Source organism: Pseudomonas sp. Sample_23, from assembly GCF_004307595.1.
In the GTDB taxonomy this organism is placed as follows: Bacteria; Pseudomonadota; Gammaproteobacteria; order Pseudomonadales; family Pseudomonadaceae; genus Aquipseudomonas; species Aquipseudomonas atacamensis.
Genome location: NZ_RCNX01000051.1, coordinates 1 through 25,765 on the forward strand (window position 1 = coordinate 1; position 25,765 = coordinate 25,765).

The following is a 25,765-nucleotide window of genomic DNA, read 5'->3' on the forward strand; positions in this document are numbered from 1 at the left end:
CTGACGGAGCGTTAGTCGAGATACAAGGAGCTGCCGAAGGCTGCGATCTTTTGCTTTTAAGGGATTTGCACGCCTTCGACCAACAACATGTCGATCAGGCGAATCAGCGGCAGGCCGATCAGGCTGGTGGCATCCGGGCCTTCGGTCGATTGAAACAGGCTCACGCCCAGTCCTTCGGCCTTGAAGCTGCCGGCGCAGTCGTACGGTTGCTCGATGCGCAGGTAGCGTTCGATGCGCGCCTGATCCAGCTGACGCATGTGCACGGTAAACGGCACGCAGTCGACCTGGCATTGCCCGGTGTGGCTGTTGAGCAGTGCCAGGCCGGTCAGGAATGTCACGCTCGCGCCGCTCGCCGCCATCAATTGCTCGCGAGCCTTCTCGAAGGTGTGCGGCTTGCCGATGATCTGTTCGCCGAGGACGGCGACCTGATCCGAGCCAATGATCAGATGAGCAGGGTGGCTGTCCGCCAGGGCGCGGGCCTTTTCTTCGGCGAGGCGTTTGACCAGGTCGATTGCGGACTCGCCCGGGCGATGGCTTTCGTCGATGTCCGGCGAGCTGCAGACGAACGGCAAGTGCAGGCGGGCGAGCAATTCGCGGCGATAAGTCGAGCTTGAAGCGAGTAATAAAGGCAGCATGGACGTCTCCTGAGGCAGGTGCGGATTCTAGCGGAGGCGCGCAAGTGACGGACAGGGCACAATTTCCTTTGACATGGGTGGGTGCATCCCTATAATGCTGCGCCTATGTTGAATGACCCGATTCCACCTCACGTTGACCCGCGCAAATTGGCTGACCGTGGCACCACCCTTCAAGGTGAACTGCTGCTGGCCGATTTGAAGAGACTCTGCGACCCGCTTTCCGACGATGTCGGTACGGTGCAGGCCAAATTCGTTTTTGAACGAGATGAACGTAAGTCTGTGGTCATCCACAGCTTTATCGACACCGAAGTCAAAATGGTTTGCCAGCGTTGTCTTGAGCTGGTCACCCTGCCGATCCACAGCGAATGCAATTACGCGGTGGTGAAGGAGGGTGCGAATACCCAGTCGTTGCCGAAAGGTTATGACGTGCTGGAACTGGGCGAAGATCCATTGGATCTGCAGTCACTGATCGAGGAGGAGCTTTTGCTCGCCTTGCCCATTGTGCCTGCTCATCATCCGGAAGAATGCCAGCAGCCGGCGGGAGCAGATGAGCCCGAACCGAGCGAGGACGAGGTAACGCGGTCCAACCCGTTCAGTGTATTGGCGCAGTTAAAGCGTGACCCAAACGTTTAGGAGTTAATCAATTATGGCTGTTCAGCAGAACAAAAAATCCCGCTCTGCCCGTGACATGCGCCGTTCGCACGACGCTCTCGAGGCTAGCACCCTGTCTGTAGAAAAAACCACTGGTGAAGTTCACCTGCGTCACCACGTATCGCCAGAAGGCGTATACCGTGGCCGTAAAGTGATCGACAAGGGCGCTGACGAGTAATCACTTGTCTGCTCAAGTCATCGCGATTGACGCAATGGGCGGGGACTTCGGTCCCCGCAGCATTGTTCAGGCCAGTCTCGCTTGCCTGTCTGCTACACCCTCGCTGCACCTGACCCTCGTCGGTCAACCCTCCCTTCTTGAAGAACTGATCCACGGCCAGTCGGCTGCCGATCGCGCGCGCCTGACGATTGTTGCGGCCAGCGAAGTCATCACCATGGACGAAAAACCCGCTCAGGCCCTGCGTGGCAAGCCGGATTCGTCGATGCGTGTAGCCCTTGAACTGCTGCGCGATGGCAAGGTGCAGGCCTGTGTCAGTGCCGGCAATACCGGTGCGTTGATGGCCTTGTCGCGATTCGTGCTGAAGACATTGCCGGGCATCGATCGGCCGGCCATGGTCGCGGCGATTCCGACGCAGACCGGTTATTGCCAGCTGCTCGATCTGGGCGCCAACGTCGATTGCAGTGCCGAGCACCTGTTGCAGTTCGCGGTGATGGGCTCGGTCGCTGCGCAGACTCTGGGTATCGCCCGTCCGCGTGTGGCACTGCTGAACATCGGCACCGAGGACATCAAGGGCAATCAGCAGGTCAAACTGGCCGCAACGTTGTTGCAGGCCGCGCGCGGGATCAACTACATCGGTTTTATCGAAGGCGACGGCTTGTATCGCGGTGAGGCCGACGTGGTGGTGTGTGACGGCTTCGTCGGCAACATCCTGCTCAAGTCCAGCGAAGGTCTGGCGACGATGATTGCGGCGCGCATCGAGGCGTTGTTCAAGAAAAACTTAGCCTCGCGTGCTGTGGGCGCTCTCGCGCTGCCGTTGATGAAGCGTCTGCAAGCTGATCTGGCCCCGGCGCGACATAATGGCGCAAGCTTTCTCGGCTTGCAGGGCATCGTTGTGAAAAGCCACGGATCGGCCGGGGTGCAGGGCTTTCAGAGTGCCATTCAGCGGGCGCTGATCGAGATTCAGGAGAACCTGCCCGAGCGTCTCCACGGTCGTCTGGAGGAACTGTTGTCTTAGGCGTTTTCGTCGGACAATGCTTAAATGTGACCGCCCGGTTCAAAGGGCCATCCAAACTGTCAGTTTCTGGCGTCCCGAACGGGGCGTTATTTTCCGACGACAAGATCATTAGGGGCTTGTTACATGTCTGCTTCCCTCGCATTCGTCTTTCCAGGACAGGGTTCGCAGTCCCTCGGCATGCTGGCCGAGCTGGGCGCGCAACATCCGCTGATCCTCGAAACCTTTCAAGAAGCCTCTGCTGCGCTGGGCTACGACCTGTGGGCACTGACTCAGCAGGGCCCGGAAGAGCTGCTCAATCAAACCGACAAAACCCAACCGGCCATTCTGACCGCTTCGATCGCCCTGTGGCGTCTGTGGCTGGCCGAAGGCGGCGCGCGTCCGGCGTTCGTCGCCGGCCACAGCCTGGGTGAATACAGTGCGCTGGTTGCCGCCGGCAGCCTGACCCTGGCTGACGCGGTCAAGCTCGTTGAGCGCCGTGGTCAGTTGATGCAGGAAGCGGTGCCGGCCGGGCAGGGCGGCATGGCCGCGATCCTCGGCCTGGAAGATGCCGACGTGCTGGCTGCCTGCGCCGAAGCGGCGCAAGGCGAAGTCGTCAGCGCGGTGAACTTCAACTCGCCGGGCCAAGTGGTGATCGCCGGTGCCAAGGCGGCTGTCGAGCGCGCCATCGAGGGTTGCAAGGCCCGTGGTGCCAAGCGCGCCATGCCGTTGCCGGTGAGCGTGCCGTCGCACTGCGAGCTGATGCGTCCGGCTGCCGAGCGTTTCGCTGAATCCATCGCCGCCATCGACTGGCAGGCGCCGCAGATCCCGCTGGTACAGAATGTCAGCGCACAAGTGCCGGCCGATCTGGAAACCCTCAAGCGCGATCTGCTCGAACAGCTCTACAAGCCAGTGCGCTGGGTTGAATCGGTGCAGACTTTGGCCGCCAAGGGCGCGACCAATCTGGTCGAATGCGGCCCGGGCAAAGTCCTCGCTGGCCTGAACAAACGTTGCGCCGAAGGCGTTTCGACTTCCAATCTCAATACCCCAGATGCCTTCGCTGCCGCTCGCGCAGCGCAGGCCTGAATCAGGAGAAACTTGCATGAGTCTGCAAGGTAAAGTTGCACTGGTTACCGGTGCAAGCCGCGGTATCGGCCAGGCCATCGCGCTGGAACTGGGTCGTCAGGGCGCCATCGTTGTTGGCACCGCGACCTCCGCGTCGGGCGCCGAGCGCATTGCCGCAACCCTGAAGGAAAACGGTATCCAGGGCGCCGGTTTCGAACTCAATGTCACCAGCGACGAATCGGTCAGCGCCGTGCTGGCAGGCATTCAGGAGCAGTTCGGTGCGCCGGTGGCGATTCTGGTCAATAATGCCGGCATCACCCGCGATAACCTGATGATGCGCATGAAAGACGACGAGTGGTACGACGTGATCGATACCAACCTGAACAGTCTGTATCGCCTGTCCAAGGGCGTTTTGCGTGGCATGACCAAGGCGCGCTGGGGTCGAATTATCAGTATTGGCTCGGTGGTGGGTGCCATGGGCAACGCCGGCCAAGTAAACTATGCAGCCGCCAAAGCCGGTCTGGAAGGTTTCAGCCGGGCGATGGCGCGTGAAGTCGGTTCGCGTTCGATTACGGTCAACTCGGTAACCCCTGGGTTCATCGACACCGATATGACCCGCGAGCTGCCTGAAGCACAGCGTGAAGCCTTGCAGACGCAGATTCCGCTGGGTCGTCTGGGGCAAGCTCAAGAGATCGCGTCCGTGGTCGCTTTTCTTGCATCCGACGGTGCGGCATACGTTACCGGGGCTACAATCCCGGTGAACGGTGGGATGTACATGTAAGTAAAATGTGACGGATTGCTTCAAAAAAATGTCATACGAGCTGTCTAAAATCCGTTATAAAGCTGCAATCTATTTATAGGCAGAGGGCCGCAGGGTTTGAGGAGTGAAGCTTTCAGTTGAAAAACTGAAAAGGCTTTCTATACACTTACCCACTGGCCAGCTGCCTGAATTTGTCCATTAGGAGTGAAAACAAGGTATGAGCACCATCGAAGAGCGCGTCAAGAAAATCGTTGCCGAGCAACTGGGTGTTAAAGAAGAAGAAGTGGTCAACACCGCTTCCTTCGTAGAAGACCTGGGTGCCGACTCCCTTGACACCGTTGAGCTGGTGATGGCTCTGGAAGAGGAATTCGAGACCGAAATCCCTGACGAAGAAGCTGAAAAGATCACTACTGTACAAGCTGCAATCGACTACGTTACCAGCCACCAGGCGTAACAGTTTGTAATCGTTGCTTGCTGTCATGGAAAAACCGCACTGCCATCATGGCGTGCGGTTTTTTCTTTAGGCCTGATGCAAAGTCGTCATTTGAAAAAGGAGAGTGCTGTGTCGCGTAGACGCGTCGTAGTCACCGGTATGGGTATGTTGTCGCCACTGGGCACGGATGTGCCGAGCAGTTGGCAGGGCATTCTGGCTGGCCGCAGTGGCATTGGTCTGATCGAACACACCGACCTTTCTGCCTATTCGACCCGCTTCGGTGGTTCGGTCAAAGGCTTCAATGTCGAGGAATACCTGTCGGTCAAGGAAGCGCGCAAGCTCGACCTGTTCATTCAGTACGGCCTCGCCGCAGGCTTTCAAGCCGTGCGCAACGCCGGTCTGGAAGTCACCGATGCCAACCGTGAACGCATTGGCGTGGCCATGGGTTCGGGGATTGGCGGTCTGACCAACATCGAAGAAACCAGCCGCACCCTGCACGAGACCGGTCCGCGACGGATCTCGCCGTTCTTTGTGCCTGGCTCGATCATCAATATGATTTCCGGTTTCCTGTCGATCCATCTGGGCGCACAGGGACCCAACTACGCCATCGCCACCGCGTGCACCACCGGTACGCACTGCATCGGCATGGCGGCGCGCAACATCATGTACGACGAAGCCGACGTGATGATTGCCGGCGGCGCGGAAATGGCCGCTTGCGGTCTGGGCATGGGCGGCTTCGGCGCGTCCCGTGCGCTGTCGACCCGCAACGACGAGCCGACCCGCGCCAGCCGTCCATGGGACAAGGGCCGTGACGGTTTCGTCCTGTCCGACGGTGCTGGCGCTCTGGTTCTCGAAGAGCTCGAACACGCCAAGGCCCGTGGCGCGACGATCTACGCCGAGCTGATCGGTTTCGGCACCAGTGGCGATGCGTTCCACATGACCTCGCCACCCGCCGATGGCGCCGGTGCCGCGCGCTGCATCACCAATGCCCTGCGCGATGCGAAAATCAACGTCGACCAAGTGCAGTACATCAACGCCCACGGCACCTCGACCCCAGCCGGCGACCTTGCCGAAGCCAACGCGATCAAGTCGGTGTTCGGCGATCACGCCTACAAACTGGCCGTCAGCTCGACCAAGTCGATGACTGGCCACCTGTTGGGTGCGGCGGGCGCGGTCGAAGCGATTTTCAGCGTGCTGGCGATCAACAGCCAGGTGGCACCGCCGACCATCAACCTTGATGAACCGGACGAAGGCTGCGATCTCGATTTCGTTGCGCACACCGCGCGTAACATGGACATCGATGTCGTGCTGTCCAACTCCTTCGGTTTTGGCGGCACCAACGGCACGCTGGCGTTCCGTCGGTTCGCCGGCTGATGGACAGCTGGGTCGACGGTCAACCGGCTGACGCGCTGTCGCTGAAAGATCGCGGCCTGGCTTACGGCGATGGTCTGTTCGAGACCATTGCCGTGCGCAGTGGACAGCCGGTCCTGCTGGATCGACACCTGACGCGCCTGGCCGATGGCTGCGCGCGTCTGGCCATTGCGACCGATCTCGAGCTGGTTCGCCATGAGCTGCTCAGCTATGCCGCTGCGATGGGCGAGGGCGTGCTCAAGCTCATCCTCACGCGTGGCGACGGCTTGCGCGGTTATGCGCCCGATCCTGCGGCGCAGGGCCGACGCATTCTGCAAGGCAATCCGCCGGCGGCTTATCCTGCTGCCCATGCCGAGCACGGCATCCGCCTGTTTCCCTGCAACACGCGTTTATCTACGCAGCCGTTGTTGGCCGGGCTCAAACATCTGAATCGACTGGAACAGGTACTCGCCCGCGCCGAGTGGCAGGACAGCGAGCATGCCGAAGGCTTGATGCTTGATCAGGCCGGGCGCGTCGTCGAAGGTGTGTACAGCAATATTTTCCTGGTGCGCGACGGTGGCTTGATCACGCCCGACTTGAAGCGCTGCGGCGTCGCTGGGGTGATGCGCGCGGAAATTTTGTTTCAGGCCGAGTCACTGGCTATCTCCACGCAAATCGCCGATATCAGCCTCGAACAGCTGCAATGGGTTGATGAAGTGTTTGTCTGCAACAGCGTTTATGGCGTCTGGCCGGTACGCGCCTGTGCTGCACTGAGCTGGCCGGTTGGCCCGCTCACCCGTAAACTGCAAACCATTGCCCGCGCGCTACTGGATGCTTGATTCGTGAGACGTAAACTTTTGCTGCTGCTGGAAACCGGACTGGTTCTGGCAGGGCTGCTGTTGGGCGCCAGCGCCTGGAAAATTCATTCGGCGCTGGAACAGCCCCTGAACATCCCGCAGGAACAACTGCTGGATGTGCCGAAAGGCTCTACACCGACCCGTACCTTCCTTGAACTCGAAACCGATGGCGTCATCAAGGACGCGTTCTGGCTGCGCGTCTACTGGCGCTTCAATCTTGCCGGCACGCCGATTCACAACGGCGAGTACCGCATGCAGCCGGGCATGACCGTCAACGGTCTGATCGATTCGTGGAAGCGCGGCGACGTGGTTCAGTACAGCCTGACCCTGGTCGAAGGCTGGACTTTCCATCAAGTGCGCGCCGCCCTGGCCAAGGACGACAAGCTCGAGCAGACCCTCACCGGCCTGAGCGACAGCGACGTCATGGCGAAGATCGGCCACAAAGGCTTGTTCCCGGAAGGCCGGTTTTTCCCGGATACCTATCGCTTCGTGCGCGGCATGTCCGATGCCGAGCTGTTGAAAAAAGCCTTTGATCGTCTCGATGAGGTGCTCGCCAAAGAGTGGGCGCAGCGTTCTGCCGACGTGCCTTACAGCGAACCTTATCAAGCGCTGATCATGGCCTCGCTGGTCGAGAAAGAGACCGGCGTTCCGCAGGAGCGCGGGCAGATTGCCGGCGTCTTTGTACGGCGCATGGCGCTGGGCATGCAGTTGCAGACCGATCCGACGGTGATTTATGGCCTCGGTGATCGCTACACCGGCAAACTGACCCGCGCACATTTGAAAGAGCCGACGCCTTACAACACCTACGTGATTCCAGGCTTGCCGCCGACGCCGATTGCGATGGTCGGGCGCGAAGCGATTCATGCTGCGCTCAACCCGGTGGAGGGCAGCAGCCTGTATTTCGTCGCCCGTGGCGATGGCAGCCATGTGTTCTCCGATGATCTGGATGCGCACAACAACGCAGTGCGCGAATACCAGCTCAAGCGCCGTGCCGATTACCGTTCCAGCCCGGCACCAGTAACCGCGCCGGCCACCGATGAGGCCATTCCGGCGGCCTCGCCGAACACCGCGCCCGAGGTGCTGCCCGAAGTGCCATCGAAAGCGCCGCCGCAAGATCCGGCGCCAGCCCAAGAACCGGACGCCGCTGCACCACAGAACGCGCAATGACTTTGATGAAGGACTGCCTGTGACTGGCTTGTTTATTACCCTGGAAGGCCCGGAAGGCGCGGGCAAGAGCACCAATCGCGAATACCTCGCCGAGCGCCTGCGCGCCGCCGGTATCGAAGTGCTGCTCACCCGTGAGCCTGGCGGTACGCCGCTGGCCGAGCGGATTCGTGACGTTCTGCTGACCCCGGCCGACGAAGTGATGCATCCGGACGCCGAGCTGTTGCTGGTGTTCGCCGCGCGCGCCCAGCACCTGGCCGAGGTGATTCGCCCTGCGCTGGCCCGTGGCGCTGTGGTGCTGTGTGATCGTTTCACCGACTCGACATACGCCTATCAGGGCGGCGGTCGTGGTTTGTCGCTGGAACGCATCGCCACCCTGGAAACTTTCGTGCAGGGCGACTTGCGGCCCGATCTGACACTTATTTTCGATCTGCCCGTAGAGATCGGTCTGGCCCGCGCCAGTGCCCGTGGTCGCCTGGACCGTTTCGAACTCGAAGGCCGGGCATTTTTCGAGAACGTGCGCAATGCGTTCCTGAAGCGCGCCGAAGCCGACCCATCGCGTTACGTGCGCATCGATGCCGGTCAGCCACTGGCCAAGGTCCAGCAATCGCTGGACACCTTGCTGCCGAATCTGCTGGAGCTGGCTCGTGGCTGAGGCCTATCCATGGCAGGACAGCCTCTGGCAGCAACTGGCCGGACGCAGTCAGCATGCCCACGCGTACCTGCTGCACGGTCCCGCAGGTATCGGCAAACGTGCTCTGGCCGAACGCCTGATGGCCAGCCTGCTGTGTCAGCGTCCTACGCCTGAGGCGTGCGGCGAGTGCAAATCCTGCTTGCTGCTCAAGGCCGGCAGTCATCCGGACAATTACATCCTGGAACCGGAAGAGGCGGACAAGGCGATCAAGGTCGATCAGGTTCGTGATCTGGTCAGTTTCGTCGTGCAGACTGCGCAGCTCGGCGGGCGCAAAGTGGTGTTGATCGAGCCGGTCGAGTCGATGAACATCAACGCTGCCAACGCCTTGCTCAAAAGCCTTGAAGAACCGTCCGGCGATACCGTGCTGCTATTGGTCAGCCACCAGCCAAGCCGTTTATTGCCAACCATCAAGAGCCGTTGCGTGCAGCAGGCCTGCCCGCTGCCTGGCGAGGCGATGAGCCTGCAATGGCTGGCCCAGGCGCTGCCGGATTGCGCGGAAGACGAACGCGTCGAACTGCTGACGCTGGCCGCCGGCTCGCCGCTGATGGCGGTCAGCCTGCAAGCCCAGGGTGTGCGTGAACAACGTGCACAAGTGGTCGAAGGCGTGAAGAAGTTGCTCAAGGGCCAGCAATCGCCGACGCAACTGGCGGAAGAGTGGAAAAGCATTCCGATGTTGCGTCTGTTCGACTGGTTCTGCGACTGGTCGAGCCTGATCCTGCGCTATCAACTGACTCAGGACGAAGGCGGCCTCGGCCTGGCCGATATGCGCAAGGTCGTGCAGTACCTGGCCCAAAAGAGCGCGCAGGGCAAAGTGCTGGATATTCAGGACTGGATTCTCGCCCAACGGCAGAAAGTGTTGAGCAAGGCCAACCTCAATCCGGCCCTGTTGCTGGAAGCATTGTTGGTGCAATGGGTGGGATTGCCTGGTCAAAGATAAGAATGTGTACCTAGACTCTGAAGATCAGCAGTGGAGGTGAACATGATTGAACCTGTCAGCCCGGGGCCGCGTAACGGCATCTTGTCCCTGACCATCAAGGACAAGTCGGTGCTATACGCCGCCTACATGCCGTTCATCAAGAATGGTGGCCTGTTCATCCCGACCAACAAAAGCTACCGGTTGGGCGACGAGGTGTTCATGCTGTTGCACCTGATGGACGAAGCGGAAAAAATCCCCGTCGCCGGCAAAGTCGCCTGGATCACCCCCAAAGGCGCACAAGGCAATCGCGCCGCCGGTGTCGGCGTGCAGTTCAATGACGGCGACGACACTGCGCGCAGTCGCATCGAAACTCATCTGGCCGGAGCGCTGAAATCCGACCGTCCCACTCATACGATGTAAGTTGCAGTCCTTTTTATGCTCGTAGATTCCCATTGTCACCTTGATCGTCTCGACCTCGCCGCCCATGACGGCTCGCTGGATGCCGCACTCGCTGCGGCCCGCGAGCGTGGGGTCGGACATTTTCTGTGCATCGGCGTCAGCGCCGACAACGCCGCCGACGTCAAAGCCCTCGCCGAGCGTTATGACGACGTCGATTGCTCGGTCGGCGTGCATCCGCTGGATGTGCAGCCGGGCGCGGCACCTGCGCTGGACTGGCTGCTGCACGAACTTGATCACCCGAAAGTGGTGGCGATCGGCGAAACCGGTCTCGACTATCACTACGAGCCGGAAGCTGCCGAGTTGCAGCAGGAGTCGTTTCGCCTGCACCTGCAAGCGGCGCAGCAGACCGGCAAACCGGTGATCATCCACACCCGTGGCGCCCGTGCCGACACCCTCGAACTGCTGCGCGAAGCGGCGTTGCCTCAGGCCGGTGTGTTGCATTGCTTCACCGAAGACTGGGACATGGCCAAAGCGGCACTGGACATGGGCTACTACATTTCCCTGTCGGGCATCGTCACGTTCCGCAATGCCGACGCCTTGCGTGATGTGGCGAGCAAAGTGCCGGCCGATCGCCTGCTGGTGGAAACAGACTCGCCGTACCTGGCGCCGATCCCGTATCGCGGCAAGCCGAACCTCCCGCAGTACGTGCGCGAAGTGGCGGAGTTTCTGGCGATGTTGCGTGGTGAGAACTACGAGCGCTTTGCCGAGCAGACCACAGAGAACTTCAAGCGTCTGTTCCCGCTGGCGATTGTTAAATCTGCCCTGTGACGGCTGGCCAAATCGCAGGCAAAAAAAACCCGGGTTCTGGGGGGTGAATCCGGGTTAAGACCATTAGGAGTAAAACAAAGGCACGCGGTCCGTTGGTACCTTTACCGGCGCGACACTTGGGGGAGATGTCGCCCGACAGTTCAAGTATTGATCAGTCTGGCGTGCAGTCCAGTGAGCCGGTCGGGGTTTTTAAACAAATTTGGAATACGTTTGCTTCAGTTGAGTTCTCATTGCCCCCGAATCGTTCTCGAAATGAACAAGAAACACAGATTTGGTCGATGAACCGTGCTTTTTTGCGCAAGTTAGGCATAATACGCGGCTTCGAATTTTGACCCTTCAGACCTTTTTCTTATGCATAAAGAACCTCGTAAGGTCCGTGAATTTCGTCGCCGCGAGCAGGAAATTCTCGATACCGCGCTCAAGCTGTTCCTCGACCAGGGTGAAGACAGTGTCACCGTCGAGATGATTGCTGATGCCGTGGGTATCGGCAAAGGCACGATCTACAAGCACTTCAAATCCAAGGCGGAGATCTACTTGCGCCTGATGCTCGACTACGAGCGCGATCTGAACGAGCTGCTGCATTCGGCGGATGTCGACAAGGACAAGGAAGCGCTGTCGCGCGCCTACTTCGAATTCCGCATGCGCGACCCGCAGCGCTATCGCCTGTTCGACCGTCTCGAAGAGAAAGTGGTCAAGGGTAATCAGGTGCCGGAGATGGTCGAGGAGCTGCACAAGATCCGTGCCTCGAACTTCGAACGCCTGACCCTGCTGATCAAGGGTCGCATCAGCGAAGGCAAGCTCGAAGATGTGCCACCGTACTTCCACTACTGCGCATCCTGGGCGCTGGTGCACGGCGCGGTGGCGCTGTATCACTCGCCATTCTGGAGCAATGTGCTGGAAGATCAGGAAGGCTTCTTCCAGTTCCTGATGGACATCGGCGTGCGCATGGGCAACAAGCGCAAGCGCGACCCGGAAACGCCGAGCACATAAGTCATTCAGCGGGCTGATTGCGCCGTGTTTTCGCAACATGGCGCAATAGCACAGGAATATACTCAGGCATAGGGCTTGCTAAAACCTGATTTCTCAGTCAAGTTTTGCTCGCTCGATTTTCTTTCGCCGGAGTGTTTCATGATCGTTGACCGTCAAGGCAGGCGTTTTCGCAATCTGCGCATCAGCCTGACCTCTGCCTGCAATTACGCCTGTACTTACTGCGTGCCCAACGGCAAGCGGTTGGTCGCTGCGCAGGATGAACTGTCGGCCGAAGCCATGGCGCGCGGCGTCGAATACCTGATCGAAGCGGCCGGCATCGAGCGCCTGCGCATCACTGGCGGCGAGCCACTGGTCAGCCCCAAACTCGAATCGTTCATGACTGCTGTCGGCCAGATGGGCCTCGACGACATCAGCCTGACCACCAATGGTCAACTCCTCGCGAAAAAACTGCCGCTGCTGGTCGATGCCGGTCTGCGTCGAATCAACGTTTCCCTCGATACTCTCGATGCCGCGGCTTTTCGCAGCATCGCCCGTGGCGGCGATCTGGCCAGCGTGCTCGATGGCATGGATCAGGCTGCCGCCGCCGGGATGAAGATCAAGGTCAACATGGTGCCGTTGCGCGGGCAGAACCTCGATCAGGTCATGCCGTTGCTTGATTACTGTCTGGAGCGCGGCTTCGAACTGCGCTTCATCGAGCTGATGCGCATGGGCCACCTGGCCAAGGATTCCAATGCCTTCCTGCAGCAGTTCGTCAGCCTTGAGCAGTTGCTCGGCCTGATTGGCGAGCGCTATGAATACGCCCAGACCGACGCACCGGTGGACGCCACGGCTGTGCGCTATGCGATTCCCGGTCGCGGCAATTTCGGGGTGATCGCCAACGAAAGCGTGCCGTTCTGCCGCACTTGTTCGCGCTTGCGCCTGTCGTCGACCGGTTGGCTGCATGGCTGCCTGTCGTCGAGCAACCGCCACTATGTCGGCGATCTGCTCGACAAGCCGCGTCATCAGGCGTTGCCGGCGCTGCAACGTTTGCTGGTCAAGGCGTTGGGTGACAAGCAGGAGGTGGCGTTCTCTGGCGGCGCTACTGTCATGAAGATTATTGGTGGCTGAATAATCGCTTTCGCGAGCAGGCTCGCTCCCACCTTTGAAAATGCATTTCCCTGTGGGAGCGAGCCTGCTCGCGAATGCCTCTATCACTGAATTTGCCGAGCTGGCGCAAAAGCTGCATCCAACGGCCATTCGCCGGTTTTCCGACACCGGCTTCTGGAGGAATAGGATGCGTAGCCTGGTTTTGCTGCTGGCCGTTTTGGCGCTTAGTGGCTGCATGAATGTCAGCGATATGGCCGAAGGCACTCGGTATCACATGAGCGATGCGGGGCTTCTGGACCATAGCGACAGCCGCCGGGTGAACAATATCCGCATTCAGCCGGACTCGTTCATCTTCATCGCCCAGGGCGCGTTCGCACCGCCAGGTGGTTCCTATCCACGGCCGAACGTGGTCGCCGAAGAAGCCTTCAAGGGCTTTGTCGAATATTTCCCGATGGTCCGCCGCGCCCGTGCGCCGGAAGGCCTCGATCAAGCCATGGGCGAAGCCCGTGATGCCGGCGCGCATTATCTGCTGTACACACGTTTCGCCAAGGCTGACGACCGCATCGGCAACTCTGACGAGTGGCTGGACCAGGAAGCCGTGGATCGCCTCGGTATCGACGGCGGCGTGATTCAGATCATGTTGATCGAGACCAGCACCCAGTATTTGATTGATACTGCACGGATCAAGAGTCGTGGCGGTTTACTGACGTTCCATGACTCCAAACCCGAAGACCTCATCGGTCCGCCGCTGGCGCAATACGCACGCAGCCTGCTGGGGATCGGCGACCAGTAATCAAGGAGTACGCCATGAGTGACCCGCAAACAGCCAATGACCTGCTGGGGCAGATCCCCAAGACCAAAGGCCTGCCACCGGTGCATTTGTGGAACCCGGATTTCTGCGGCGAAATCGACATGCGCATCGCCCGCGACGGCACCTGGTACTACCTTGGCACGCCGATCGGGCGCAAGCCAATGGTCAAACTGTTCTCCACCATCATCCGCCGCGACGGCGATGATTACTTCCTGATCACCCCGGTCGAGAAGGTCGGGATCAAGGTCGATGACGCGCCGTTCGTGGCGGTTGCCGTGGAAGTGCAAGGCGAGGGCGAGGCGCAGGTTTTGCGCTTTACCACCAATGTCGAGGAAACCATCGAGGCGGGGGCTGAACATCCGATCCGCGTCGAGATCAATCCTGAGACCCAGGAGCCTGCGCCTTATGTGCATGTGCGCAGCAACCTTGAAGCGCTGATTCACCGCAATGTGTTTTACCAGTTGGTGGAACTGGCGGTGAGCCGCGAGATCGATGGCCAGCGCTGGTTGGGCGTGTGGAGCGGCGGCGAATTCTTTCGCATCGGCCTGGAACCCTGACACAACATCAAAATGTGGGAGCGAGCCTGCTCGCGAATGCGCTGTATCAGTCGGTAGCAATGTTGACTGACACGACGCTTTCGCGAGCAGGCTCGCTCCCACAATGGTTTGTGCAAGCTGAAAAAAATCCGATTGACTGTTATTCGTATGATGATTAGCGTAGGCACCCATCGCGATTCGCCGTGAGGTGTACATGTCCAGCAGCTTTCATGCGTCGACCGTTGACTGGCTGGGCAGTTGGATTGCTGCCGGTCAGGTCAAGCCGGGGCAGACCATCAAGGTCGAGGCGGATCTGGGCGAACAGCTTGGTGTCAGCCGCACGGTGATTCGCGAAGCCATCAAAACCCTCGTCGCCAAAGGTATGCTCGAAGTCGGGCCGAAAGTCGGCACGCGGGTGTTGCCGGTCCGGCGCTGGAATCTGTTTGATCCGCAAGTGGTCGGTTGGCTATCGCGCAACGGCTTGCCGGAAAACTTCGTCGATGACCTGCTGGATTTGCGTCGCACCATCGAGCCGATGGCGGTGCGCTGGGCCTGTGAGCGGGCGACGCCGGAGCAGATCGAAGCGGTGCAACTGGCCTTCAACGCACTGGAACGTGCGGTCGACAGTGGCATCGATTACAACCGTGCCGACCAGGCCTTCCACGAATGCATCCTGGCCGCCAGCCATAATCAGTTCATCGAACAAATGGTCCCGGCCCTCGGCGCGTTGCTGGCGGTGTCGTTCGAAGTCTCCGCCGCCGACCCCGATGAACTGCGCCGCACCTTGCCGATCCATAAAGACATGGCCGACGCCATCGCCGCGCGCGATTCGACCCGTGGCGTGTGGGCATGCATGACCTTGATCGACAACGCCGATCTGGCGATAAAACGCTTTTACCCGAAAGTCATGGCCAGTAAAAAAGCTAGCTGAAAATGTCGAGACATCCTGTGGGAGCGAGCTTGCTCGCGAATGCGTCAGGTCAGATAAATCATCATTGACTGACACTCCGCCTTCGCGAGCAAGCTCGCTCTCACAGTAAAACAACAACTCAGAAGGACTTGATATGCCGTTCACCGCCCTGACCCAACACCGCGCGCAACTCGGCGAAGGCCCGTTCTGGGATGCGCCGACCCAGGCGTTGTACTGGGTCGATATCGCCGGTAAACAAGCGTTGCGCCTGATCGGTCAGAACGTGCAGATCTGGCAGATGCCGGAGCACATCTCCGCCTTCATTCCCTGCGCCAGCGGCGATGCGCTGGTCACGCTGAGCAGCGGTGTCTATCGACTGGATCTCGATTCGCCCGGCCTCGAGCCACGCTTGACGCTGTTCTGCGTCGCCGACCCGCAACCGGGCAACCGCCCCAACGAAGCCCGTTGCGATGCCTTGGGCCGGTTGTGGTTGGGCACCATGCAGAACAACATTGGCGAGCACGGCGAGGATCTGCCGCTCGTACGCCGTTCCGGTGGCCTGTTCCGCATTGACCCCGATCAGCGCGTCACACCGCTGATACTCGGTCTGGGCATCCCCAACACCCTGCTGTGGAGTGACGACGGCACCACGCTGCTGTTTGGTGACAGCCTCGACAGCACGCTCAATCGATATTTCATCCGCACCGACGGCAGTCTTGATGCGCCGCAGGTGTTTTACTCGTCCGATCAACACGGTGGTCCCGATGGCTCTGCGATGGACGCCGAAGGCTACGTGTGGAATGCACGCTGGGACGGCAGTTGCCTGTTGCGCCTGACGCCGGACGGGCAGGTGGATCGCAAAATCGATCTGCCGATCAGTCGCCCGACCAGTTGCGTGTTCGGTGGCGAAGACTTGAAAACCCTGTTCATCACCAGTGCCAAGAGCCCGCTGAATCATCCTTTGGACGGTGCGGTGCTGAGCATGCGCGTTGATGTTGCAGGAAAACTCTGTACGCGTTTTGCTGGTTAGATCCCAAAATATGGGATGCAAAATTATATATTGAGATTATTTGGCGGTCGGGTTTATAGTCGGCTCCAGCAGTAACACGCACTCACACTTAAAAAGAACAAAACAGGTGAAGTGATGCAGCGAATTCTTCTCGCCCGCGCAAGCGGGATCCGCCTTTCGTCACGGCTTAATGCCGTCGGCGACGCTTGCCTGTTTGTTTTCCCCAGCCGTCAAAACCGGACATCGACCAATGCCCGGTTTTTTTGCGCCAGCGTGCAGGAGGCCTGAGCCATGGCTGAAGCGCTGACATTGCCGGCAGTGCCGGCGCCGCCGAAAGGCGAGCGCCTGAAAAACAAGGTCGTGCTGTTGACCGGGGCCGCTCAGGGCATCGGCGAAGCTATCGTTGCCGCGTTCGCCTCGCAGCAAGCCAGATTACTCATCAGCGATATCCAGGCCGACAAGGTCGAGCAGGTCGCCGCCCATTGGCGCGATCAGGGCCATGACGTGCAGGCGCTCAAGGTCGACGTATCGAATCAGCAGGATCTGCATGCCCTGGCCCGACGTGCTGTGGAATTGCATGGCCGCATCGATGTGTTGGTCAACTGCGCCGGGGTCAATGTGTTCCGCGATCCTTTGCAGATGACCGAAGAAGACTGGCGCCGCTGCTTCGCCATCGATCTGGACGGCGCCTGGTATGGTTGCAAAGCCGTGCTGCCGCAGATGATCGAGCAGGGCGTGGGCAGCATCATCAACATCGCCTCGACTCATTCCAGCCACATCATTCCCGGCTGCTTTCCGTACCCGGTGGCCAAGCACGGCTTGCTCGGCCTGACCCGCGCACTCGGCATCGAATACGCGGCCAAGGGCATTCGCGTCAACGCCATCGCGCCGGGCTACATAGAAACGCAACTGAACGTCGACTACTGGAATGGCTTTGCCGATCCGCATGCCGAGAGGCAGCGCGCCTTAGACCTGCATCCGCCCAAGCGCATCGGCCAGCCGATCGAAGTGGCAATGACGGCGGTGTTTCTGGCCAGCGATGAGGCACCGTTTATCAACGCTTCGTGCATCACCATCGATGGTGGCCGCTCGGTGATGTACCACGACTGAATAAAACGGATCTCCAGCGCTGAACTACGCTTGCAATCCAATCATCATACGATATGACTATTTTCAACCAGCTTCACTGAGAACACGCTTCAACGCTTTTCAAACCTTGCTCAAAAAAAATAACAAGGAGTCATCTGATGAAACGTCGTTTCGGGATTCGTACCCTGTGCAGCACTGCCCTGGCGGTCACTGCGTTCAGCCTGAGCAGTGCGCTGCTCGCCGCCGACGCGGTGAAGATCGGTTTTCTGGTCAAGCAGGCCGAAGAACCGTGGTTCCAGACCGAATGGGCTTTTGCCGAAAAAGCCGCCAAGGACAAAGGCTTTGAACTGATCAAGATTGCCGTACCGGATGGCGAGAAGACCCTTTCGGCCATCGATAGTCTGGCCGCCAACGGCGCCAAGGGCTTCGTGATCTGCCCGCCGGACGTGTCCCTCGGCCCGGCCATCATGGCCAAAGCCAAGATCAACGACTTGAAAGTGATTGCCGTCGACGACCGTTTTGTCGATGCCAACGGCAAGTTCATGGAAGACGTGCCGTACCTGGGCATGGCCGCGTTTGAAGTCGGCCAGAAGCAGGGCGCCGCCATGGCCGCCGAAGCGAAGAAGCGTAACTGGGACTGGAAAGACACCTACGCGGTGGTCAACACCTACAACGAACTCGACACTGGCAAGAAGCGCACCGACGGTTCGGTCGAAGCCCTGAAGAAGGCCGGCATGCCTGAGGACCACATCCTCTTCGCCGCGCTGAAAACCCTCGACGTACCCGGCAGCATGGACGCCACCAACTCGGCGCTGGTGAAACTGCCGAGCGCGGCGAAGAACCTGATCATCGGCGGCATGAACGACAACACCGTGCTCGGCGGCGTGCGCGCCACCGAAGCGGCCGGGTTTGCCGCGAGCAACGTGATCGGCATCGGCATCAACGGCACCGACGCCATCGGCGAATTGAAAAAGCCTAACAGCGGCTTCTTCGGTTCGATGCTGCCAAGCCCGCACATCGAAGGCTACAAGACCGCCGAGATGATGTACGAGTGGATCACCGCCGGCAAAGAGCCGCCGAAGTACACCGCCATGGATGACGTCACCCTGATCACCCGCGAAAACTTCAAGCAAGAGCTGGAAAAAATCGGCTTGTGGAACTGAGGCAGCGACGGCCCGGGCAGCCGGGCCGTTTTTCGGTGTGAAGAGGTGGCTTTATGCACGCGCAAGTACAGACACAAGAACAACATGGCGCCAGCGGCAGCCTGCGCTTCAACGGGATCGGCAAGACCTTTCCCGGCGTGAAAGCGCTCGACGGCATCAGCTTCGTCGCCCACCCCGGCCAGGTTCATGCCTTGATGGGCGAGAACGGCGCGGGCAAATCGACCCTGCTGAAAATCCTCGGTGGCGCCTACATTCCGAGCAGCGGCGAGCTGCAGATCGGCGAGCAGGCGATGGCGTTCAAGTCAACCGCTGACAGCATCGGCAGCGGCGTCGCGGTGATTCACCAGGAACTGCATCTGGTCCCGGAAATGACCGTGGCCGAGAACCTGTTTCTCGGGCATCTGCCGGCGAGTTTCGGCCTGATCAATCGCAGTGAGCTGCGCCAGAAAGCCTTGAATTGCCTGAAAGGCCTGGCCGACGAAATCGATCCGCAAACCAAGGTCGGACGCTTGTCGCTGGGGCAGCGGCAGTTGGTGGAAATCGCCAAAGCGCTGTCGCGCGGCGCCCACGTTATCGCTTTCGACGAACCGACCAGTAGTCTTTCGGCACGCGAGATCGACCGCTTGATGGCGATCATCGGTCGCCTGCGCGACGAAGGCAAAGTGGTGCTCTACGTGTCCCATCGCATGGAAGAAGTCTTCCGCATTTGCGACGCCGTCACCGTGTTCAAGGACGGCCGCTACGTGCGTACCTTCGAGGACATGAGCCAGTTGACCCACGATCAACTGGTGACCTGCATGGTCGGCCGCGACATTCAGGACATCTACGATTACCGCCATCGCCCGCGTGGTGCCGTGGCGTTGAAAGTCGACGGCCTGCTCGGCCCGGGCCTGCGCGAGCCGATCAGTTTCGAAGCGCACAAAGGCGAAATCCTTGGCCTGTTCGGACTGGTCGGGGCAGGGCGCACCGAGCTGTTTCGCCTGCTCAGCGGACTGGAGCGCAACACCGCCGGCCGTCTCGAATTGCGCGGTCATGAGCTGAAGCTGCGCTCGCCCCGTGACGCGATTGCCGCCGGCATTCTGCTCTGCCCGGAAGATCGCAAGAAAGAAGGCATCATCCCCCTGGCCAGCGTCGCCGAGAACATCAACATCAGTGCCCGGGGCGCGCATTCCGGGCTCGGCTGCCTGATCCGCGGCCTGTGGGAAAAGGGCAACGCCGACAAACAGATCAAGGCCCTGAAAGTGAAAACCCCGCACGCCGGCCAGCAGATCAAGTTCCTTTCCGGCGGCAATCAGCAAAAGGCCATTCTCGGTCGCTGGCTGTCGATGCCGATGAAAGTCCTGCTGCTCGACGAACCGACCCGTGGCATCGACATCGGCGCCAAGGCCGAGATCTACCAGATCATTCATAACCTCGCCGCCGACGGTATTTCGGTGATCGTGGTGTCCAGCGATCTGATGGAAGTGATGGGCATTTCCGACCGCATTCTGGTGCTGTGCGAAGGCGCCCTGCGCGGCGAAGTCAGCCGCGACCAGGCCAATGAATCCAACCTGCTGCAACTGGCTTTGCCACGCCACCGCGCTGACGGCGTGGCGAACTGAGAGGTAACTATGATGACTACGCAAAACGAAACTCTGCCGACCGAGCGCAAACCGCTGGACCTGCGGCGCTTCCTCGATGACTGGGTCATGCTGCTGGCGGCGATCGGCATTTTTGTCGCCTGCACATTGCTGATCGACAACTTCCTCTCGCCGCTGAACATGCGTGGCCTGGGCCTGGCGATTTCCACCACTGGCATCGCCGCGTGCACCATGCTTTATTGCCTGGCGTCCGGGCACTTCGACCTCTCGGTCGGCTCAGTGATCGCCTGTGCCGGCGTCGTCGCGGCGGTGGTGATGCGTGACACCAACAGCGTGTTTCTCGGGGTCAGCGCAGCACTGGTGATGGGCCTGATCGTTGGTCTGATCAACGGCATCGTGATTGCCAAGTTGCGCGTCAATGCCTTGATCACGACGCTGGCGACCATGCAGATCGTGCGCGGTCTGGCCTACATCTTTGCCAACGGCAAAGCGATCGGTGTGTCGCAGGAATCGTTCTTCGTCTTCGGTAACGGCCAGCTGTTCGGTGTGCCGGTGCCGATCCTGATCACCATTGTCTGCTTCCTGTTTTTCGGCTGGCTGCTGAACTACACCACCTACGGGCGCAACACCATGGCCATCGGTGGCAACCAGGAAGCGGCGTTGCTGGCGGGCGTCAACGTCGACCGGACCAAGATCATCATCTTCGCCGTGCATGGTTTGATCGGTGCGCTGGCGGGTGTGATTCTGGCCTCGCGGATGACTTCCGGGCAGCCGATGATTGGTCAGGGTTTTGAACTGACGGTGATCTCGGCTTGCGTACTGGGCGGGGTTTCGCTGAGTGGCGGCATCGGCATGATTCGCCATGTGATTGCCGGGGTGCTGATTCTGGCGATCATCGAGAATGCGATGAACCTGAAGAACATCGATACGTTTTATCAGTATGTGATTCGTGGTTCGATTCTGTTGCTGGCCGTGGTCATTGACCGCTTGAAACAACGGTAACGTCAAAAGCTACCCCTCACCCCAGCCCTCTCCCAAAGGGAGAGGGGGCCGACCGAGGTGTCTTGCGTTCTACATCGACCTGAAATACCGAGTTGACTACGGATTCGACAATTACTCGGCAACAGGTCGATTTCGGATTCGGCGCAACACTTTCAGGTCGGCGCATTTCCTGAGCACTCCCCAATTAGTTCCCTCTCCCTCCGGGAGAGGGCTAGGGTGAGGGGCTCTTGATTTTGCTCTCTCCACCGGTCACCTCCCTCAAATTTTTGTTGCCCGCCACGTCCCGTTTCGGTTATCAATTTGTACATGATTAGACAGGTACGATTCGACAAGAAACAACGGGTGGTCGACGAGCTCGTCCGACGCATCGAGAGCGGCCTCATGGAGGACGGTTTTCTGTTGCCCGGCGAACATCAGTTGGCTCAAGAATTCCAGGTCAGCCGTGGCACCTTGCGTGAGGCGCTGGCCGAACTGAAGCGGCGTAATTACATCGCCACGCAGAGCGGTGTCGGTTCCATCGTCACTTTCGACGGTGTCGCGCTGGATCAGCGCAGCGGCTGGGCGCAGGCGTTGGCCGACAGCGGGGCGCTGATCAATACCGAAGTGTTGCGCCTCGAAGCCGTGACTCGCCCGGATCTGCTGGTGCGTTTCGGCACCGATCAATTCATCACGCTCGACCGTCGCCGGCGCGCCACCGACGGTACGCTGGTGTCTCTGGAACGATCCTTGATGCCGGCCAACGGCGGCCTGGAAAGCCTGCCCCGCGTCGGCCTGATCGACAATTCCCTGACCATCACCCTGGCCGCCTACGGCTACATCGGCGAGCGCGGCGATCAGTGGATCGGCGCCGAGCCGCTGAATGCCGAAGACGCCGAGCTGCTCGGCCGTCCGGTCGGCACTGTGTTTCTCAAAGCCCTGCGCACCACCTACGACCGGCAGAACCGTTTCATGGAACAGGTCGAAAGCCTGCTCGACCCGGTGCACTTTCGTCTGCACCTGCAATTCGGAGAATCGAAATGACCGCGCTCAATCGTGCGCTTGGCGCTTTCTATGGTCTGGCCCTGGGTGACGCGCTGGGCATGCCGACGCAATCGCTCGATCGTGAAACGATCAAGGCGCGCTTCGGCCAGATCACTGATCTGCAAGACGCCGGCCCACTGCAACCGATCGCCGCGAACATGCCCAAAGGCTCCATCACGGACGACACTGAACAGGCGATCCTGGTCGGCGAGTTATTGGTCGAAGGTCACGGCCGTATCGAGCCGGCGGTTCTCGCCCAGCGCTTGATCGAATGGGAAGCCGAGATGCAGGCCAAAGGCTCGCAGGACTTGCTCGGCCCCTCGACCAAACGCGCCATTGAGATGATCCTCGCCGGGCATTCCCCGGAAGAAGCCGGGCGTTATGGCACCACCAACGGCGCGGCGATGCGCATCACCCCGGTGGGCATTGCCGCGAACGTGGCCGATCCGCAGCGCTTCATTTCGGCGGTCGTGCAGGCTTGCCAAGTGACGCATAACACCACGCTGGGGATTTCCAGTGCGGCGGCGGTGGCGGCGGTGGTCTCCGCTGGCATCAATGACGTCGATCTCGGCGAGGCGCTGAACCTCGGCCAGCAGATCGCGCAGCAAGCCGAAGCGCACGGGCATTGGGTGGCTGGCGGGCGCATGGCCTCGCGCATCAGTTGGGCGCGCAGTATCAGTGTCGACAGCGACAAAGCATTGCTTGCCGATCTGCTCTATGACGTGATCGGTACATCGGTGGCGTCGCAGGAGTCGGTGGTGGTTTCATTCGCACTGGCCCAGCAAGTGGCCATCGGCGAGATGACGGCATTCGAAGCGCTGTGCATGGCGGCCAGCCTGGGCGGCGACACGGATACCATCGCGGCGATTCTCGGCGCCATGCTCGGGGCTTGCCTGGGGCTTGAGTGCTGGCCGCAGCCGATGATCGAAACGGTGAAAGTAGTTAATCAACTTGAGCTGGAACCGTTAGTGCAGGGGTTGTTGGCCTTGCGTTGACTGGCTGGCCTCTTCGCGAGCAGGCTCGCTCCCACAATTGGAATGCATTTGCTTGTGGGAGCGAGCCTGCTCGCGAAAGGGGCCGCGCATTTCTAATGAATTCACACAGCAATGGATCGCACAGACAGGCCTCGGAAGGCCGGTTGTCTTGTCGTTTTGCATCATTGCCACAACCACAAAAAAGGCAAACAGGAGCATCTTCATGAGTTCATCAACCGCCGGGCAAAGCGTCGGGCAATTGGAAACCCGGGGCATCGAGCCGGTGCCGGAAGCGGAGTGCAACGGTCATCCGCTGCAACTGTTCTGGGTCTGGTTTGCGGCGAATATTTCCATCCTCGGCCTGCCGCTGGGCGCCACGCTGGTGGCGTTTCGCGGGCTGGCGATCTGGCAGGCGATCATCGTCGCGATTCTTGGTGCCGCCGGTTCGTTTGCCGTGGTCGGGATCATTTCGATTGCCGGGCGTCGTGGCCGCGCGCCGAGCCTGACGCTGTCGCGGGCAATCTTCGGCGTACGCGGCAACATCGGCCCGACGCTGGTTTCGCTGATGTCTCGTCTGGGTTGGGAAACCGTCAACACCACCACCGCCGCGTTCGTGCTGCTGTCGCTGTGTTCGATCCTGTTCGGCTCGCCGGTCGAGGCGAAAAGTGCGCCGATACTGACGCTGATCTTTATCGCCATCTTCGTCCTGCTGACCTTGTCGGTGTCCGGCCTCGGCCACGCGACCCTGCTGGTGATCCAGAAGTGGGCGACGTACGTGTTCGGCGCGCTGAACATTCTCGTCGGTGGTTTTCTCTGCGCGACGATCGACTGGAGCGCGGTATTCAACGCCACGCCAGCACCGCTGAGCGCAATGATCATCGGCATCGGCACCATGGCCGCCGGTACGGGCATCGGCTGGGCCAACGCTGGCGCTGACATGTCGCGCTATCAGCATCGCAGCGTCAAGGCTGTGCGCCTGGTGGCGTCGGCGGCGTTCGGCGCGGGCATTCCGCTGGTGCTGCTGATCACTCTCGGCGGCTTGTTGTCGGTGGGCAACAATGATCTGGCGTCGGCGACTGATCCGATCGTGGCGATCCGCGACATGCTGCCGACGTGGATGGCCGTGCCGTACCTGATCACCGCGTTCGGTGGCCTGCTGCTGTCGAACAACCTGTCGGTGTATTCCGCCGGCCTGACCACGCTGACCCTGGGCCTGAGGGTCAAACGCGTCTACGCGGTAGTGGTGGATATCGTCGCGATCTTCGCCGGCTCGATCTACTTCATGCTGATCGCCGACAGTTTCTACGGCCCGTTCATCACCTTCATTTCCCTGCTGGCAGTGCCGATCACTGCCTGGGTCGGGATCTTCGTGGTCGACCTGATTCACCGTCACTACTACAGCCCCAAAGACCTGCTCGACGTCAGCCCGAGCAGCGCCTATTGGTATCGCGGCGGCATCGAGTGGCGCGCGTTTGGCGCCTGGGCGATCGCCATCGTCCTTGGTTTCAGTTTCACCACCATCGGCACCACGGCGGAGAACGTCTGGTTCAAGGGCTTTCTGTCCGACTCCTGGCTGGGCCACAACGGCCTCGGCTGGATCGTGACCTTCGTCGTCGCCGGTGGCATTTACCTGGTCCTTGGCGGCGCGAAAGATCGCAGCGCCGCGCAACCCGAGAATGCTCATGCCTAAGATGTTGCACACCGGCCAGGTCATCATCGACCTGGTCATGGCCGTGGATAAACTGCCGCAGATTGGCGGCGACGTGCTGGCGCAGTCGGCAGGGTTCGAAGCCGGCGGCGGCTTCAACGTGATGGCCGCTGCGGTGCGCAACGGCCTGCCGGTGGTTTACCTCGGTCGCCATGGCACGGGGCGTTTCGGTGACCTGGCGCGCCAAGCGATGCAGGCGGAAGGTATCTGCATCGGCATCCGCGAACCGGCCGAGCGCGATACCGGTCTGTGCGTGGCGCTGACCGATGCCTCGGCTGAACGCAGTTTCATTTCCTACATCGGCGCTGAAGGCGAGGTGACCGAGGAGGACCTGAACAGTGTGGCTGCCGAGCCCGACGATTACGTTTATCTCAGCGGTTACAGTCTGCTGCACGAGGGCAAGGCGCAGGCGTTGCTCGACTGGACGCTGGCGCTGCCGGCGTCGGTCAATGTGGTGTTCGACCCGGGGCCGTTGGTGGAGTCACCTGACGCGCCGATGATGCAGACGTTGCTGCCGCGCATTGATGTGTGGACCAGCAACAGTGTCGAGGCGCTGCGGTTTACCGGAGCTGATGAGATTGGTATCGCGATGGATCGCCTCGCGGAACTGCTGCCGGAAAGTGTGCTGATGGTGGTGCGCGACGGGCCGCAGGGTTGCTGGATTCAGCAGCGTGGCGAGCGTCGACAGGTGCCGGGGTTTGCTGTCAAAGCAGTGGACAGCAATGGCGCCGGCGATGCACATGCCGGGGTATTTATTGCCGGATTGGCGCAGGGGCTGGATGCACTGGAAGCGGCACGGCAGGCCAATGCGGCAGCCGCGTTGGCGGTGACTCGCTGGGGGCCGGCGACATCGCCGGGGGCGGGTGAGGTGGATGCGTTTATCCGCGAGTCCTGCCGTGACTGACATGAGGCCTTCGCGAGCAAGCTCGCTTGTATGGTTAGACTTGAAGGGGTGGTGGGACGAAC

General features: G+C 60.3%; 28 protein-coding genes. 27 read left to right on the forward strand and 1 reads right to left on the reverse strand.

Translation table 11 applies throughout. The features are described 5' to 3' along the window. Positions 1-56: 56 nt before the first annotated feature. On the reverse strand, positions 57-635 hold the full coding sequence (locus D8U82_RS14035) for a nucleoside triphosphate pyrophosphatase (protein WP_016770991.1): 579 nt from the start codon (positions 633-635) through the stop codon (positions 57-59). Positions 636-740: 105 nt separating this feature from the next. On the opposite strand from D8U82_RS14035, the gene D8U82_RS14040 reads away from it, so the two are divergent. The 27 genes from D8U82_RS14040 (at position 741) to D8U82_RS14175 (ending at position 25,703) form a co-directional block, all read left to right on the forward strand. Further along, on the forward strand, positions 741-1,268 hold the full coding sequence (locus D8U82_RS14040; protein ID WP_130902379.1) for a YceD family protein: 528 nt from the start codon (positions 741-743) through the stop codon (positions 1,266-1,268). A 13-nt stretch (positions 1,269-1,281) separates the two neighbouring features. Beyond that, positions 1,282-1,464 (forward strand): 50S ribosomal protein L32, encoded by a 183-nt coding sequence (rpmF, locus tag D8U82_RS14045; protein ID WP_003179396.1) that lies wholly within the window; start codon positions 1,282-1,284, stop codon positions 1,462-1,464. Positions 1,465-1,468: 4 nt separating this feature from the next. Further along, complete coding sequence (gene plsX / locus D8U82_RS14050) at positions 1,469-2,479, forward strand: phosphate acyltransferase PlsX (protein WP_083387041.1); 1,011 nt, start codon at positions 1,469-1,471, stop codon at positions 2,477-2,479. A gap of 123 nt (positions 2,480-2,602) precedes the next feature. Continuing rightward, positions 2,603-3,541, forward strand: coding sequence for an ACP S-malonyltransferase (gene fabD, locus D8U82_RS14055; protein WP_125926405.1), 939 nt, complete (start codon positions 2,603-2,605; stop codon positions 3,539-3,541). A gap of 16 nt (positions 3,542-3,557) precedes the next feature. Beyond that, positions 3,558-4,301, forward strand: coding sequence for a 3-oxoacyl-ACP reductase FabG (gene fabG, locus D8U82_RS14060; protein WP_016770989.1), 744 nt, complete (start codon positions 3,558-3,560; stop codon positions 4,299-4,301). A 196-nt stretch (positions 4,302-4,497) separates the two neighbouring features. After that, on the forward strand, positions 4,498-4,734 hold the full coding sequence (acpP, locus tag D8U82_RS14065) for an acyl carrier protein (protein WP_003175607.1): 237 nt from the start codon (positions 4,498-4,500) through the stop codon (positions 4,732-4,734). 108 nt (positions 4,735-4,842) lie between these two features. Then, entirely contained in the window at positions 4,843-6,087 is a 1,245-nt protein-coding gene (gene fabF / locus D8U82_RS14070; RefSeq protein ID WP_038860467.1) for a beta-ketoacyl-ACP synthase II, read from the forward strand. Further along, positions 6,087-6,902 (forward strand): aminodeoxychorismate lyase, encoded by an 816-nt coding sequence (gene pabC / locus D8U82_RS14075; protein WP_130902380.1) that lies wholly within the window; start codon positions 6,087-6,089, stop codon positions 6,900-6,902. The genes fabF and pabC overlap by 1 nt, the downstream gene beginning before the upstream one ends. A 3-nt stretch (positions 6,903-6,905) precedes the next feature. Next, positions 6,906-8,087 (forward strand): endolytic transglycosylase MltG, encoded by a 1,182-nt coding sequence (gene mltG / locus D8U82_RS14080; RefSeq protein ID WP_130902381.1) that lies wholly within the window; start codon positions 6,906-6,908, stop codon positions 8,085-8,087. A gap of 19 nt (positions 8,088-8,106) precedes the next feature. Continuing rightward, positions 8,107-8,739: a dTMP kinase gene (gene tmk, locus D8U82_RS14085; RefSeq protein WP_016770985.1), complete on the forward strand. Its 633-nt coding sequence runs from the start codon at positions 8,107-8,109 to the stop codon at positions 8,737-8,739. Further along, the gene (locus D8U82_RS14090; protein ID WP_130888452.1) at positions 8,732-9,715 is read left to right on the forward strand and encodes a DNA polymerase III subunit delta'; all 984 of its coding nucleotides are present in this window, start codon (positions 8,732-8,734) and stop codon (positions 9,713-9,715) included. The genes tmk and D8U82_RS14090 overlap by 8 nt, the downstream gene beginning before the upstream one ends. A 42-nt stretch (positions 9,716-9,757) precedes the next feature. Continuing rightward, a complete protein-coding gene (locus D8U82_RS14095; RefSeq protein WP_016770983.1) occupies positions 9,758-10,114 on the forward strand; it encodes a PilZ domain-containing protein in 357 nt (118 codons plus the stop codon). A 15-nt stretch (positions 10,115-10,129) separates the two neighbouring features. Then, positions 10,130-10,921 carry a TatD family hydrolase gene (locus D8U82_RS14100; RefSeq protein ID WP_130888453.1) on the forward strand — a complete coding sequence of 264 codons (792 nt, stop codon included), beginning with the start codon at positions 10,130-10,132 and terminating at the stop codon, positions 10,919-10,921. A gap of 351 nt (positions 10,922-11,272) precedes the next feature. After that, positions 11,273-11,911: a TetR/AcrR family transcriptional regulator gene (locus D8U82_RS14105; protein WP_016770981.1), complete on the forward strand. Its 639-nt coding sequence runs from the start codon at positions 11,273-11,275 to the stop codon at positions 11,909-11,911. Between the two features lie 138 nt (positions 11,912-12,049). Further along, the gene (locus tag D8U82_RS14110) at positions 12,050-13,018 is read left to right on the forward strand and encodes a radical SAM protein (RefSeq protein WP_076563802.1); all 969 of its coding nucleotides are present in this window, start codon (positions 12,050-12,052) and stop codon (positions 13,016-13,018) included. Positions 13,019-13,184: 166 nt separating this feature from the next. Continuing rightward, positions 13,185-13,790, forward strand: a complete 606-nt coding sequence (locus D8U82_RS14115) for a DUF4823 domain-containing protein (protein WP_130902382.1) — start codon at positions 13,185-13,187, stop codon at positions 13,788-13,790. Positions 13,791-13,804: 14 nt separating this feature from the next. Then, positions 13,805-14,365: a DUF1285 domain-containing protein gene (locus tag D8U82_RS14120; protein ID WP_125926401.1), complete on the forward strand. Its 561-nt coding sequence runs from the start codon at positions 13,805-13,807 to the stop codon at positions 14,363-14,365. A 193-nt stretch (positions 14,366-14,558) separates the two neighbouring features. Continuing rightward, positions 14,559-15,275 carry a FadR/GntR family transcriptional regulator gene (locus D8U82_RS14130; protein WP_130888455.1) on the forward strand — a complete coding sequence of 239 codons (717 nt, stop codon included), beginning with the start codon at positions 14,559-14,561 and terminating at the stop codon, positions 15,273-15,275. A gap of 133 nt (positions 15,276-15,408) precedes the next feature. Beyond that, positions 15,409-16,284, forward strand: coding sequence for an SMP-30/gluconolactonase/LRE family protein (locus D8U82_RS14135; RefSeq protein WP_130888456.1), 876 nt, complete (start codon positions 15,409-15,411; stop codon positions 16,282-16,284). Positions 16,285-16,554: 270 nt separating this feature from the next. After that, the gene (locus D8U82_RS14140) at positions 16,555-17,373 is read left to right on the forward strand and encodes an SDR family oxidoreductase (RefSeq protein WP_130902383.1); all 819 of its coding nucleotides are present in this window, start codon (positions 16,555-16,557) and stop codon (positions 17,371-17,373) included. Positions 17,374-17,510: 137 nt separating this feature from the next. Continuing rightward, positions 17,511-18,515, forward strand: coding sequence for a substrate-binding domain-containing protein (locus D8U82_RS14145; RefSeq protein WP_130902384.1), 1,005 nt, complete (start codon positions 17,511-17,513; stop codon positions 18,513-18,515). Between the two features lie 53 nt (positions 18,516-18,568). Continuing rightward, on the forward strand, positions 18,569-20,116 hold the full coding sequence (gene araG, locus D8U82_RS14150; protein ID WP_016770972.1) for an L-arabinose ABC transporter ATP-binding protein AraG: 1,548 nt from the start codon (positions 18,569-18,571) through the stop codon (positions 20,114-20,116). A 12-nt stretch (positions 20,117-20,128) separates the two neighbouring features. Beyond that, the gene (gene araH, locus D8U82_RS14155) at positions 20,129-21,097 is read left to right on the forward strand and encodes an L-arabinose ABC transporter permease AraH (protein ID WP_130902385.1); all 969 of its coding nucleotides are present in this window, start codon (positions 20,129-20,131) and stop codon (positions 21,095-21,097) included. A gap of 306 nt (positions 21,098-21,403) precedes the next feature. Continuing rightward, positions 21,404-22,117: a GntR family transcriptional regulator gene (locus tag D8U82_RS14160; protein WP_016770970.1), complete on the forward strand. Its 714-nt coding sequence runs from the start codon at positions 21,404-21,406 to the stop codon at positions 22,115-22,117. Continuing rightward, positions 22,114-23,112, forward strand: coding sequence for an ADP-ribosylglycohydrolase family protein (locus tag D8U82_RS14165; RefSeq protein ID WP_130902386.1), 999 nt, complete (start codon positions 22,114-22,116; stop codon positions 23,110-23,112). The genes D8U82_RS14160 and D8U82_RS14165 overlap by 4 nt, the downstream gene beginning before the upstream one ends. A gap of 202 nt (positions 23,113-23,314) precedes the next feature. After that, the gene (locus D8U82_RS14170) at positions 23,315-24,781 is read left to right on the forward strand and encodes a cytosine permease (protein ID WP_130902387.1); all 1,467 of its coding nucleotides are present in this window, start codon (positions 23,315-23,317) and stop codon (positions 24,779-24,781) included. Further along, positions 24,774-25,703: a PfkB family carbohydrate kinase gene (locus tag D8U82_RS14175; protein ID WP_130902388.1), complete on the forward strand. Its 930-nt coding sequence runs from the start codon at positions 24,774-24,776 to the stop codon at positions 25,701-25,703. Before D8U82_RS14170 ends, D8U82_RS14175 begins: the two co-directional genes overlap by 8 nt. The last annotated feature ends 62 nt before the right edge of the window (positions 25,704-25,765 follow it).

Coding starts and splice junctions, on each gene's coding strand:
- D8U82_RS14035 (WP_016770991.1), bottom strand. CDS start 635: ATGCTGCCTTTATTACTCGCTTCAAGCTCGACTTATCGCCGCGAATTG.
- D8U82_RS14040 (WP_130902379.1), top strand. CDS start 741: ATGTTGAATGACCCGATTCCACCTCACGTTGACCCGCGCAAATTGGCT.
- rpmF (WP_003179396.1), top strand. CDS start 1,282: ATGGCTGTTCAGCAGAACAAAAAATCCCGCTCTGCCCGTGACATGCGC.
- fabD (WP_125926405.1), top strand. CDS start 2,603: ATGTCTGCTTCCCTCGCATTCGTCTTTCCAGGACAGGGTTCGCAGTCC.
- fabG (WP_016770989.1), top strand. CDS start 3,558: ATGAGTCTGCAAGGTAAAGTTGCACTGGTTACCGGTGCAAGCCGCGGT.
- acpP (WP_003175607.1), top strand. CDS start 4,498: ATGAGCACCATCGAAGAGCGCGTCAAGAAAATCGTTGCCGAGCAACTG.
- pabC (WP_130902380.1), top strand. CDS start 6,087: ATGGACAGCTGGGTCGACGGTCAACCGGCTGACGCGCTGTCGCTGAAA.
- D8U82_RS14095 (WP_016770983.1), top strand. CDS start 9,758: ATGATTGAACCTGTCAGCCCGGGGCCGCGTAACGGCATCTTGTCCCTG.
- D8U82_RS14100 (WP_130888453.1), top strand. CDS start 10,130: ATGCTCGTAGATTCCCATTGTCACCTTGATCGTCTCGACCTCGCCGCC.
- D8U82_RS14105 (WP_016770981.1), top strand. CDS start 11,273: ATGCATAAAGAACCTCGTAAGGTCCGTGAATTTCGTCGCCGCGAGCAG.
- D8U82_RS14110 (WP_076563802.1), top strand. CDS start 12,050: ATGATCGTTGACCGTCAAGGCAGGCGTTTTCGCAATCTGCGCATCAGC.
- D8U82_RS14115 (WP_130902382.1), top strand. CDS start 13,185: ATGCGTAGCCTGGTTTTGCTGCTGGCCGTTTTGGCGCTTAGTGGCTGC.
- D8U82_RS14120 (WP_125926401.1), top strand. CDS start 13,805: ATGAGTGACCCGCAAACAGCCAATGACCTGCTGGGGCAGATCCCCAAG.
- D8U82_RS14130 (WP_130888455.1), top strand. CDS start 14,559: ATGTCCAGCAGCTTTCATGCGTCGACCGTTGACTGGCTGGGCAGTTGG.
- D8U82_RS14135 (WP_130888456.1), top strand. CDS start 15,409: ATGCCGTTCACCGCCCTGACCCAACACCGCGCGCAACTCGGCGAAGGC.
- D8U82_RS14140 (WP_130902383.1), top strand. CDS start 16,555: ATGGCTGAAGCGCTGACATTGCCGGCAGTGCCGGCGCCGCCGAAAGGC.
- D8U82_RS14145 (WP_130902384.1), top strand. CDS start 17,511: ATGAAACGTCGTTTCGGGATTCGTACCCTGTGCAGCACTGCCCTGGCG.
- araG (WP_016770972.1), top strand. CDS start 18,569: ATGCACGCGCAAGTACAGACACAAGAACAACATGGCGCCAGCGGCAGC.
- araH (WP_130902385.1), top strand. CDS start 20,129: ATGACTACGCAAAACGAAACTCTGCCGACCGAGCGCAAACCGCTGGAC.
- D8U82_RS14160 (WP_016770970.1), top strand. CDS start 21,404: ATGATTAGACAGGTACGATTCGACAAGAAACAACGGGTGGTCGACGAG.
- D8U82_RS14165 (WP_130902386.1), top strand. CDS start 22,114: ATGACCGCGCTCAATCGTGCGCTTGGCGCTTTCTATGGTCTGGCCCTG.
- D8U82_RS14170 (WP_130902387.1), top strand. CDS start 23,315: ATGAGTTCATCAACCGCCGGGCAAAGCGTCGGGCAATTGGAAACCCGG.
- D8U82_RS14175 (WP_130902388.1), top strand. CDS start 24,774: ATGCCTAAGATGTTGCACACCGGCCAGGTCATCATCGACCTGGTCATG.